We start from the raw sequence: 12005 nt of genomic DNA, 5'->3' as shown, positions 1-12005 counted from the left end.
ACATCTGCTGATCAGAGTCAGACGTTACGCAACCGTTCCGCCGCCAGCGTCAGCAAGTGTTCGGTGGTTACCCAGCCAAGGCAAGCATCGGTGACTGACACCCCATGGCGCAGCTGGGACAACCGTGAGGCGGCTGGTAGCGCCTGCTTGCCTTCATTGAGATGGCTCTCGAGCATTACGCCAATCAACGCATCATCACCCTGCATGCGCTGCGCCAGCACGTCGAGCATCACTTCACTCTGACGACGGTGATCTTTGCGCGAATTCGCATGACTGCAATCCACCATCAGCCGCGGCGCCAGACCGGCACTCTCCAGTTCACGGCGGCAGGCAGCGACGGATTCGGCGTCATAGTTGGGTTGACCGTGGCCGCCGCGCAACACGACATGTGTATGCGGGTTACCGGCGGTCTCGATCAAGGCCGGACGGCCATCGTCATTCATACCGAAGTGGCGATGACCATGGGCGCTGCGCCAATCGCCTGTACTGCCACCTCGACTCCACCATCGGTGCCATTCTTGAAGCCCACTGCGCAGCCAAGACCAGAGGCCATCTCACGATGAATCTGGGACTCGGTGGTACGAGCCCCAATAGCGGCCCAGCCCAACAGATCTTCCAGATAGGCAGCCGTCAGTGGTTGCAGTAGCTCGGTCGCGACGGGCAGGCCCATCTGATTGATTTCCAGCATCAGCTGGCGCGCCTGGTGAAGACCCGCTGCCATATCGTCGCTACCGTCCAGATGCGGGTCGTAGGCCAGCCCCTTCCATCCCACTGTCGTACGCGGCTTCTCGACATAGACACGCATCACCAGTTTGAGGCGATCCCGTACTTGAGGCTCAATGGCTACCAAGCGAGCGGCGTACTCACGTGCAGCCTTCATGTCGTGGATCGAACACGGGCCCACGACGACTAACATACGGTCATCCTCACCGGCGAGAATGGCATTGATCTCGGCGCGATGTTGACAAATCTCGGCGTCCAACGTCGCACTGACTGGCAGAGTCACTCGCAGTTCAGCGGCACTGGGCAAGGCTTCGCGACTGATGCGTCCAGTAGTCAGAGAAGGTATCGAGCGGGCATCAGGGATTGTCACAGTAGCGTTCTCAGTCACATTCTCGGAAAGGTCGTTAGCAGTCAGGACACGTTCAAGGCTGGCATTCATGATCTTTATCTCCGGTGATGAAGCACCTGCTTCATCACACAATATTCAGTCTGGCAAACAGGGACTTCGCGACATGTCACTCCGGTGGATATCGCCCTGTCCCGCGGTGACAGCGGCAAGAGACAGGACGCCACTAAATCGCCAGCGCCAATAACCATGCACGACCCGTAAGGAAGCGAGGATAAAGCGAGTCAATGTGGTCGTGGTGCGCATGGAAATTCCTCTGTTCATTCAAACTGCGATCATTCGTGTCGCGATTGCTGACCTGCCAGTCCCGAGACTGCGCCTCTTATCGTACAAGTTGGCCGGGCCATAAATGCAAAAACCCCCGGCCGTGACTGCGACCGGGGGTTTCTCAAGGTGGTGGCAGCCCGTACAAGACAGGCGCGCCGTAACCTCAGGCGCGCCCCTGTATAAACCAATACCAATAATCCGCAGCACACGTACTGCTGGCTACCTGACCCGAAGGGCAGACAGTGGCAGAACGCAAGCTGGAAGATATCGGGTGGTTCATGGGCAAGGCCAGTATCCATTAACAACAATAAAGTGACATTATACCAATAACGTAACGCATGAAGCGCGAGATCTCTATCCTTGCATCCAGAACCGTCGTGCGCAAGCGTGATCAGGCAACTATTCGTTGCCAGCTTGGCGTAAGGGAGACTATCGGCTTAGATATGCATCAGTATAATCATTATCATTGGTTGCCGCTGCTAGTCATGACTGGCAACACGCATTCATCCAGCGGTGCCTGGCACCGCGCCCACAGCTTGGAATGCATGCATGCAGGATTCCCGAAATGATGCACTGGTAGAGTATCTGTTGGGATGTGCCCGGCAGGATGCCCAAGCACTGGATCGACTCTATAGAGCTACCAGTGCGCATCTATACGCTCAGTTGCTGCGTATCTTGAGACATGAGGCATCAGCGCAGGACTGTCTTCAGCAGGTTTACATCCGGATATGGGCGGCAGCAGGCCAGTACGACGCCAGTCGCGCTCGACCGATGACTTGGCTCGGCACCATGACTCGCAATATCGCCATCGACTGGATTCGTCGACAGCGCCCTAGCGAGCATGACAGCGATGAATTGATCGCCGCCATGCCAGGGCTCAGTGATATCGAGGCAGATGTCGACCTGGCCCAGCATAGTGGTGAACTCCATCAATGCTTGGCCGAGCTGAATGAAGATCAGCGCCGCGCTCTGGAATTAGCCTATTTCGAAGGGCTAACTCACCAGGATCTTGCCAATCAATTGGACCAGCCCTTAGGCACCGTCAAGAGCTGGGTCCGACGTGGACTCGAGAGGTTGAAGACATGCATGAGTCATTTGATCTGAGCGACCCCCATCTGCGCGAAGCCGCAGCGGGAGAGTACGCGCTCGGTACCCTGACACGTGACGAACGCGCTGCATTTGAGTCGTTGCTGTCAGTCAGTCACGATGTACAACGCGACGTTGAACGCTGGCGTGAACACCTGAACGTGTTCAACGAGCAGCTGACACCCATTGCGCCCCCTGCCAGTGTCTGGAAAGGCATCGCCGAGGCGACCGGTACAGCCCGCCAGCCGTGGTGGCGTCGCCTTGGCCTCTGGCAAGGCATGACGGCCACGGCATTCAGTCTAGCGCTCGCCGTAACGCTGACCTTCAGTCTCGGACAGAACGAGAGCATGGAGAGCGACTATGTGTTCGTGGTCAGCAATCCTGACAGCAGCCCTGGCTGGATCGTCAATGCGTCTCACTCGGGCGAGATGATGGTGCAGGCCGTGAGCCCCAATGCTCCCGCCCCTGGCAAGGTCTGCGAACTCTGGCTGATGACCAAGGATGGCGAGAAGCCCATGTCATTGGGCATCCTGCCGCACTCCGGCTCCATGAAGGTGGAAGTGCCGAAGGAATATCTCGCGGCCTTCCCTGACAGTGATCTCGTGATCACGCTGGAAAACCCGGGCGGCGCCCCCTCTGGCAAGCAGATGGGACCGACGCTCAAGAAGGGTCAGTTCACTGCTGTCGAAGGGCGTCATATCCTGTAGATGACAGGTCGCAGCGCGATATGCCATCAACGAAAATGCCCCCGCTGAAAAGCAGGGGCATTTTTTTGTGCATCATCTGGCTAGCCTTCTGGCGCAAGCGATGCCAGAGGCATCATTGGTCAAAAGCCCCATCACTTGAGGTGACGACCTCCATCTACCGGCATGGTGGTACCCGTCACATAGTGGCTGTCGAGCAGGTAGCGCATCGCCTGCCAGATCACACCCGGCCCCGGCACGCTCTGCATCAGTGACTTGGCTTTCGCCCGTTCGGCATAGTCATCGTCGTCGTCAGGCTTGAGCATGATCAATGCTGGCGCAATCGTATTGACCTGAATGCGTGGGGCAAACATGGCCGCAAACGATAGCGTCAGGTTCTCAAGACCTGCTTTGCTCGCGGCGTAGGCAGCATGCCGGCTTGAGCCCTTCTGCACCACGAAATCACTCATGTGAATGATGTCGCTTGCGACTCGACACCTGCTTCGAGCAGATCGCGCAGCGCCAGATTGATCAGATACGGCGCCTGCATGTGAACACGGAACAGATGCTCGAAATTACTTCCTGCCGCCTCTCCACCGGTGTCCGGCAACCAATCGCTGGCATTGTGCACGATGGCTCTGAGTGTCGGTGTCAGTTCTCGAACCGCCGCAATAAACGCCTGAATGCCGGTCTCGCTGGAAAAGTCCGCCTGCACAGTACGCACGCCAAGTGCTCGCAACGCTTCCAGCTCATCACGCTCCCGGCGATAGCTGATGATGACTGAATGGCCATCATCCACCAGCCGCTCGGCACAATAGCGACCTAGTCGCTGAGCGCCTCCAGTAATCAGAATCGGGGACTGGCTCATCCTCTGGCCTCCTTCAAGCCCTCAAGCAGATGCAAGCACCGGATCAACCAGCGGCACGCGTGGTGCGTAGCTGAACACATCAGAACTCAGCGCTTCGGCTTCGACACCCAAGGGCGTCAGTGCATCAACGCAGGCGTACACCATGCCCGGCGAACCAGACAGATACACCCGCTTACCGGCCATGCTGCCAGCATGCTCACTCAGTGCGGCATCGATACGCCCCAGATGGCCTGTGAAGCCCGGCTCAACGCCGGCGGCTTCCAGTGCCTGATGATGAGCATCACCAAGTGCTGGCGCCTCTTCCAACACCGGGATATAGCGGAAATTGGGCTGACTGGTGGCCCAATTGAGCGCCGCGCTTTCCAGATACAAGTCACGACGCTCACGCGCGGCCCACCACAACTCAATAGGCTGTGTCAGGCCACGCGCGAAGGCAGCCTGCAGCATGGCATGCATCTGGGAAAAACCGGTGCCGGCACAAATCAGCACGATCGGGCTCGGATCCTCGAGATCGAGAAAGCACTCACCGTTCGGCAGCCGTAACTCCAACTGATTGGCTGCAACCAGCAACGAGCGCAGTCGTGCCGAGTTACTGCGCTCCGGCCAGTGCTGGATATGCAGTTCGAGCACACCATCGTCACTGGCAGCATTGGCGATGGAAAACGGTACCCAAGTGGTGTCATCGAGCTTCATCTCGAGATACTGGCCTGGCGCATGCGCCAGAGCCTCGGGACGTGCGGCAAAACGCACACGAAACACGTCCGGGGTCAGATCTTCCACACTCTCGACATGACAGGTCAGGGTCCGCGCCGTCATCGTATCCTCTTGTTGTCTGAAGCCTGCCACCACGTACTCGCGCAGCGACAGGGTGTATGCGTAGGTGCCGATAGAAAGGAAGGGTATCAGTCCAGAATGCCCAGACTGTCCCAGCGCTCATCGACACGGGATTTGATCTCGTCACTCATCACGATGGGTTCGCCCCACTCGCGATCCGTCTCCCCCGGCCACTTGTTGGTGGCATCCATGCCCATTTTCGAGCCCAGACCCGCCGTCGGCGAAGCAAAATCAAGATAATCGATCGGCGTATTGTCGATCAGAACGGTATCACGGCTCGGGTCCATGCGCGTGGTGATTGCCCAGATGACATCCTCCCACTTGCGGGCATCCACGTCGTCATCCAGCACGATCACGAACTTGGTGTACATGAACTGACGCAGGAAGCTCCAGACCCCCATCATCACGCGCTTGGCATGACCGGGATACTGCTTCTTCATCGTCACGACCGCCATGCGGTAGGAGCAGCCTTCCGGTGGCAGATAGAAGTCGACGATCTCGGGGAACTGTTTGCGCAGAATCGGCACGAAGACTTCATTGAGCGCCAGGCCAAGAATCGCCGGCTCATCAGGCGGACGCCCGGTATAGGTGGAGTGATAGATGGGATCACGCCGATGAGTAATGCGCTCGATAGTGAAGACAGGGAAGCTCTCCACTTCGTTGTAGTAGCCGGTATGATCACCGTAAGGGCCTTCCGCCGCCATGTCCTCCGGATAGAGGAAGCCCTCAAGAATGATTTCGGCGCTCGCCGGGACTTCGAGATCCGACAACTCGCACTTGACCAACTCGGTACGCGAACCTCGCAGCAGACCTGCAAAAGCGTACTCAGAGAGCGAATCAGGCACCGGCGTCACGGCGCCCAGAATCGTCGCAGGATCCGCCCCCAGTGCCACGGCTACCGGGAAGGGCTCCCCGGGATGTGCCTTCTGCCATTCACGGAAGTCCAGCGCACCGCCACGATGCGCCAACCAGCGCATGATAAGACGATTCTTGCCTATCTTCTGCTGACGATAGATGCCGAGATTTTGACGTTCCTTGTGCGGCCCACGCGTGATGACCAGCGGCCAGGTCACCAGCGGTGCAGCGTCGCCCGGCCAGCAATGCTGGATAGGAATCATGTCGAGATTGACATCATCGCCCTCCAGTACGACTTCCTGACAAGGTGCGCGCTTGACCCGTTTGGGGCCCATGCTCATTACCTGCTTGAAGATCGGCAGCTTGTTCCATGCGTCACGGAACCCCTTGGGCGGTTCCGGCTCCTTGAGGAAGGCCAGCAACTCACCGACCTCACGCAATGCCTCGACTGACTCCTGCCCCATGCCCAGCGCCACGCGCCGCGTTGTACCGAACAGGTTGCCCAGCACCGGCATGGTATGACCCTTGACGTTCTCGAACAGCAACGCCGGCCCACCCGCCTTCAGGGTGCGATCACAGATCTCGGTCATCTCCAGATAAGGGTCAACCTCAACACTGATTCGCTTGAGTTCACCCTTCTCTTCCAGCGCCGCGATGAAATCGCGTAAGTCTCGATACTGCATGGGGGTTTCCGCTCGGCTTGGACAAGTCCCGAGCATACCATTGCCAGCCAGCCATCGGCAGGCCATCAACGCAAGACGCCCGCCTCCGGATCAGGGAGACGGGCGTCCTGGTGAAGACAACCTTTTACAGCATGGCTCGGCTCAGAGAGCAAAGCCCGCGCGAATCAACGGCGCTTCATGGCCTCGAAGAACTCGAGATTGGTCTTGGTATCTTTCAGACGATCGATCAAGAACTCTGTAGCAGCCACATCCTCCATGGGATTCAGCAGCTTACGAAGAATCCACATGCGCTGCATTTCATCTTCAGAGGCAATCAGGTCTTCACGACGCGTGCCGGAGCGACGAATGTTGAGGGCCGGGAAGACACGACGCTCGGCCAGCTTGCGATCGAGGTGGGCTTCCATGTTACCGGTACCCTTGAATTCCTCGAAGATCACTTCGTCCATCTTGGAACCGGTATCGACCAACGCCGTGGCGAGAATGGTCAAACTACCGCCTTCTTCGATGTTACGTGCGGCACCGAAGAAGCGCTTCGGCTTCTCGAGGGCATGTGCATCAACACCACCGGTCAGCACCTTGCCGGAGGACGGCACGACGGTGTTGTAGGCACGCGCCAGACGAGTGACGGAGTCGAGCAGAATGACGACATCCTTCTTGTGCTCGACAAGGCGCTTGGCCTTCTCGATCACCATCTCCGCAACCTGCACGTGACGTGCCGGCGGCTCATCGAAGGTAGAGGCCACGACTTCGCCACGCACGGTGCGCGACATCTCGGTGACTTCTTCAGGACGCTCATCGATCAGCAGCACGATGAGGTGACATTCGGGGTTATTGCGCGTGATGGATGCAGCAATGTTCTGCAACATCATTGTCTTACCGGCCTTGGGCGGCGACACGATCAAACCACGCTGACCCTTACCAATTGGCGCGGTCAGATCCAGAATTCGTGAAGTGATGTCTTCGGTAGAACCATTACCAATTTCCATCAGCAGACGCGACTGAGGGAACAGCGGCGTCAGGTTCTCGAACAGAATCTTGTGCTTGGCATTCTCGGGACGGTCAAAGTTGATCTGACTGACCTTGAGCAGTGCGAAGTAACGCTCGCCTTCCTTCGGCGGGCGAATCTTGCCAGAGATAGAGTCGCCCTTGCGCAGATTGAAACGTCGAATCTGGGAAGGTGAGACATAGATGTCGTCAGGGCCAGCAAGGTAGGAAGAATCTGCACTACGTAGGAAGCCGAAGCCATCCTGCAGAATTTCCAACACACCATCACCGTAAATATCCTCACCGCTTTTCGCGTGCTTCTTGAGGATGGCGAAGATAATGTCCTGCTTGCGCGAGCGTGCCAGGTTATCAATACCCATGGTCTGGGCAAGTTCCAGCAGTTCGGGGACGGTATTTTGCTTGAGTTCGGTAAGATTCATCGGCTTTGTTTGAACGTGGCTCATGTCAGCAGGGCTGAAAGAAAAGAAGGGAATCGAGAAGACAGACAGGAGGCAGAGACTGGCACCCAAAGGTGCAGGCAGAACTCGACAGCATTCCCGGGGGCAAGCGCCTGAGTTGGATAAAGACAGGTGCTAAAGGTTCAGGAAAGATCACTCACCACAACCGCACAACAACAAATTTAGCGACGGAGTGTCGAGTCACTACGGCCCAGTCATGATAGACATGGGGCGTCGTGCTTCCTGACTGAAAAGTCTTCTCGATATGGAATCTAGCGGTATGAATCGCCTGGTGGCTGACCTGTAATGGTAGGACAGAGTTACCAGAGGGCTGGCTGACAACTGAGGGACCGTGGGACGGTCGGCATGGCGCAATCAGAGAGCGTGTAATCAGGCGAACGCCTCGATGGTAGTCAAGCCGACGCCTGAACGCAAGCCCCTACGTCAAGGGCCGGAGTCAGAGAGGCATTCACGGAGAACCTGCCGACACCATTAGCATGAACATAACTTAGAGATTGGCATCCAGAAAGGCTGCTAGCTGAGCACGCGGCATGGCACCCACCTTGCTGGCTTCGACATTACCGCCCAGAAATAGCATCAACGTCGGAACACCACGTACACCGAAGCGGGCCGCAAGTTCAGGGGCTTCATCGACATCTATCTTGACGATATTCAAACGCCCGGCATATTCCTCGGCCAGTGCCTCAAGCGTCGGCGCGACGGTCTTGCATGGCCCACACCAGGAAGCCCAGAAATCAACCAGTACCGGCTGCTCACTTTCTAACACGGCTGACTCGAAATCCCTTTCTGCAATCTGTGCCACACGCTCGCTCATCGCGATGTTATCTCCCAGGCCACTTCAGCCTTGCTGATTATTATCAGTAATAATGCTCAAACCATGCACTTTTCTGTCATATCACGAATCTAGAATACCATGCCCTACGCGACTCATGTGCTGCCAAGCTCTCTCCCGCATGGTAGTAGAGAGCTACCTGAGGTTTGACACCTCTCGCAAGTCGTCGCAACCTTGCAAAAGCCTCCTGTCATCACCGTATGCGATGACCATCTGTTGTTCGACAGGCTCGGCGCATCATCTCACGCACATAGCCATCAGGTCCGTGCCGTGCCCTTGTCGTGAAAGGCCTGTCATAAAGGACTCTGCCTCTTGAGTGATTCTGCCCCTCTTTCCTCTCTACGGTCCGTGAATGCTGCCGATAAAAGCTTAAGCAGTAGCGATGATGCGCCACTGCTTAAGCTGGCCGCCATTGATCTTGGCTCCAACAGCTTTCATTTACTGCTGGCCAATTATCAGGCAGGACAGTTACAGGTAGTCGCCAAACAGGGTGAGAAGGTCCAGCTAGCCGCAGGTCTCGACGAAGATGGCATGCTCAGTGAAGACGCGATGCAGCGCGCACTTAATTGCCTTGGCCAGTTTGCGCCCTTCATCGATGGCATTGAGGCCGACAATCTACGCATCGTGGGCACTAACGCATTACGCGCTGCTCACAATAGCCAGACCTTGATTGATCGTGCCGAAGAGCTGCTAGGACATCCCATCGAAATCATCGCCGGCCGTGAAGAAGCACGCCTGATTTATCTTGGGGCGGCTCACGCGCTCGCCGACGTGCATGGCAAGCGCCTGATCGTCGACATTGGTGGCGGCTCTACCGAATTCATCATTGGTGAACAGTTCGAGCCACAGCTATTGGAAAGTCTGCACATGGGCTGCGTCGCTTACACCAAGGCCTTCTTTACTGATGGCGAGATCAGCGAAAAACGCATGCGCCGCGCCGAGCTGGCAGCGCGCTCCGAATTGGCCAGCATTCAGCGTAGTTATCGCGAAATGGGCTGGGAGGATCCTGTGGGGTCATCAGGCACCATCAAGGCAGCCGCCAGCGTACTGGAAGCCCATGGATGGGCAGCACACGGGCTCGTCACACGCGAGGGGCTTCAGCGCCTGCGCGCAGTGCTACTGAGCTTCAAGCGCCTCGACAAGGTTAATCTTCCAGGCTTGAAGAGTGATCGGGCTACTGTCTTCCCTGCCGGCATCGCTATCCTGTGCGCGGTGTTTGAAGCCCTTGGCCTTGAACAGCTGCGCTACTCAGATGGGGCGCTACGTGAAGGAGTCTTGTTTGATCTGGTCGGCCGCAATACGGCCGAAGATTCTCGCATTACGGCCATCGATCTGCTGCGTCGCCGCTATGCGATTGATACACGGCATGCTGACAATGTGCGCACCACCGCGCTCGCGCTATTTGATCAGGTCGCTGACGCCTGGACATTGGGCACGACATCTCGCCAGATGCTGGCCTGGGCAGCAGAGTTGCATGAGGTGGGCCAAGCCATCTCTCACAGCCAGTTCCACCGCCATGGCGCCTACCTGATTGAGCACTCCGACCTGCAGGGCTTCTCACGACCAGAGCAGAAGGCGCTGGCCTTTCTGGTCCGCGCTCACCGTCGCAAGTTTGCCAGTCGAGAACTGGCAAACTTGCCACTGACACTACAGCCGCGTATCGCGCGCCTGGCACGCCTGCTACGCATTGCGGTGATGCTCAATCATTCACGCCCGGAGCAGCCAGTACTCGGCACGCGCATGAACGCGAAAGGCGATGAGCTAACGCTCTCGTTGGCAGAGGAATATCGTGATCACAGTCTGATCTGCGATGACCTGAACCAAGAGAGCGACTTGCAGAAAGCTGCTGAGATGACGCTGATTCTCAAGGGCTTCGACTAGACATTTGAGGCCAGCAGCCACCAGCCACACGAGGGATGCCACAGCCCCTCAACTTGCTCCTCGCCTACTTCCTTGATTCGCCCTTCGCACTGCTCGCTATCCGTCACTTGCCTTGCGACACGCAGCAGGTGACGCTGCCAGGGGGGAATATCAGCCTCTTGCAGCAATCGCTTGAGATCGCGTCGCCCACGCCCCGGCACACGCAACATGTCGCCGGGCTGGCGTGGCGTGATAAGCACTGCTTCGGGATCCCTCCCAAGGGTCTGCCACGCCAAATATGCCTGCACGTCCAAAGCACATATCGCGCCAGCATCTTCATCGTCTTCAACACCAACCCCATTGACCTGCCACCACAGTTGGCCTCGCCATACACGCACGACGACGACATAGCGAGCATTCGTCCAACGCACCTCTCCCACCGAAGTGGGTGGCGTCGCAATCAACTGCTGCAGGCTCATCAGTCGACCACGTGGTGGCACCGGCCAGCCGTGTACCTGACAGAGATGACGCAGCACCAGTCGCTGACGCGCCTCGCTTAGTGCGGCCATTCTCGCGAGTGATAGACGCAACACCTCACCTTCCGCACACGCCCCCTCTGCACTCACTCCCTCTTGCAGATCCGCCAGCAGTTCAGCGGCTAGCTCATCGAGTAACTGCTGCTCTTCCTGTAGCTGAAGAGCTGAACGGGACAGACTGGCGCTAGACTGCGGCCAGCGCTCCTCAAGTTTTGGCACAACAACGTGACGTAGATAATTACGATCGAAATGCTGATCAGCGTTGCTCGGATCTTCGCACCAATCATACGCGACGCTCATACCTTGTTCTCTTGCCAACCCCACCAGCTCACACCGTGAGATATCCAGCAATGGTCGCACCAGCCGCGCGACGCCTCGGCTCCCCAACATCAGCGTACGCTCGTGCGGCATGGCCGCCAGACCGCGCCCACCACTACCACGCAGTGCATTGAGCAGTAGCGTCTCTGCCTGATCATCACGATGCTGTGCTAGCCACAAGCTGTCGCCATCGCGTAAACAGTCAGCCAGCGCCGTTAGACGTCCCTCACGTGCCGCAGCCTCAAGCCCACGCGCCTTCAGCGCCGCGGTAGACAACACCAGATGGCATACGCTGAGCGGCAAACCCAGCCGCGAGGCTACTCGGCGTGCCAATTGCTCAAAGATGTCATTGGCCGCCTGCAGGCCGTGATGTACATGCACTAGCCGTATGCGTCGCGGACAGCCATCCGCCGCTTTCGCCACCAGTCGTACCAGCATCACCGAATCCAGCCCACCAGACAGCGCAATCCATACCGTGCGATCAGCGGCAGTCTGCGCCAGCGCATGACGCACGACACTCAAGGCGGGGGACTCCAGCATTTCACGACACGGGTGGGCCATACGAACTCCTGAATAAAGGGAAGCACAGGC

The 12005-nt window shown here is 57.6% G+C and carries 10 protein-coding genes and 1 pseudogene; 3 read left to right on the top strand and 8 right to left on the bottom strand.

Features of this window, described 5'->3' with window-relative positions:
• Positions 1-17: 17 nt before the first annotated feature.
• Positions 18-1162: pseudogene (locus BF12_RS18710) on the bottom strand (3-deoxy-7-phosphoheptulonate synthase).
• Positions 1163-1945: 783 nt separating this feature from the next.
• Between BF12_RS18710 and BF12_RS0104680 the strand changes: the two are divergent.
• Both BF12_RS0104680 and BF12_RS0104675 read left to right on the top strand, forming a co-directional pair.
• A complete protein-coding gene (locus BF12_RS0104680; RefSeq protein WP_024951267.1) occupies positions 1946-2500 on the top strand; it encodes a sigma-70 family RNA polymerase sigma factor in 555 nt (184 codons plus the stop codon).
• A complete protein-coding gene (locus tag BF12_RS0104675) occupies positions 2479-3189 on the top strand; it encodes an anti-sigma factor (protein WP_024951266.1) in 711 nt (236 codons plus the stop codon). Before BF12_RS0104680 ends, BF12_RS0104675 begins: the two co-directional genes overlap by 22 nt.
• A gap of 131 nt (positions 3190-3320) precedes the next feature.
• On the opposite strand, the gene BF12_RS23330 is transcribed toward BF12_RS0104675, so the two are convergent.
• The 6 genes from BF12_RS23330 to trxA form a co-directional block, all read right to left on the bottom strand.
• Entirely contained in the window at positions 3321-3635 is a 315-nt protein-coding gene (locus BF12_RS23330) for an SDR family oxidoreductase (protein ID WP_345917360.1), read from the bottom strand.
• Entirely contained in the window at positions 3632-4033 is a 402-nt protein-coding gene (locus BF12_RS23325) for an SDR family NAD(P)-dependent oxidoreductase (protein ID WP_345917359.1), read from the bottom strand. Before BF12_RS23325 ends, BF12_RS23330 begins: the two co-directional genes overlap by 4 nt.
• Positions 4034-4054: 21 nt before the next feature.
• Positions 4055-4849 (bottom strand): NAD(P)H-flavin reductase, encoded by a 795-nt coding sequence (locus tag BF12_RS0104665; RefSeq protein ID WP_024951265.1) that lies wholly within the window; start codon positions 4847-4849, stop codon positions 4055-4057.
• Positions 4850-4935: 86 nt separating this feature from the next.
• Positions 4936-6405 (bottom strand): 4-hydroxy-3-polyprenylbenzoate decarboxylase, encoded by a 1470-nt coding sequence (gene ubiD, locus BF12_RS0104660; RefSeq protein WP_024951264.1) that lies wholly within the window; start codon positions 6403-6405, stop codon positions 4936-4938.
• A gap of 164 nt (positions 6406-6569) precedes the next feature.
• The gene (rho, locus tag BF12_RS0104655) at positions 6570-7829 is read right to left on the bottom strand and encodes a transcription termination factor Rho (RefSeq protein WP_024951263.1); all 1260 of its coding nucleotides are present in this window, start codon (positions 7827-7829) and stop codon (positions 6570-6572) included.
• Between the two features lie 526 nt (positions 7830-8355).
• Positions 8356-8682, bottom strand: coding sequence for a thioredoxin (trxA, locus tag BF12_RS0104650; protein WP_024951262.1), 327 nt, complete (start codon positions 8680-8682; stop codon positions 8356-8358).
• Between the two features lie 366 nt (positions 8683-9048).
• On the opposite strand from trxA, the gene ppx reads away from it, so the two are divergent.
• On the top strand, positions 9049-10581 hold the full coding sequence (ppx, locus tag BF12_RS0104645; RefSeq protein WP_024951261.1) for an exopolyphosphatase: 1533 nt from the start codon (positions 9049-9051) through the stop codon (positions 10579-10581).
• Here the strand turns inward: ppx and tilS are convergent.
• Positions 10578-11975 (bottom strand): tRNA lysidine(34) synthetase TilS, encoded by a 1398-nt coding sequence (gene tilS, locus BF12_RS0104640; protein WP_051510739.1) that lies wholly within the window; start codon positions 11973-11975, stop codon positions 10578-10580. The genes ppx and tilS overlap by 4 nt on opposite strands.
• Positions 11976-12005: the final 30 nt, after the last annotated feature.

The organism is Cobetia crustatorum, assembly GCF_000591415.1.
GTDB classification, from domain to species: domain Bacteria; phylum Pseudomonadota; class Gammaproteobacteria; order Pseudomonadales; family Halomonadaceae; genus Cobetia; species Cobetia crustatorum.
The sequence above is the reverse complement of the archived record's forward strand: the minus strand, read 5'-3'. Positions and strand labels throughout refer to the sequence as shown.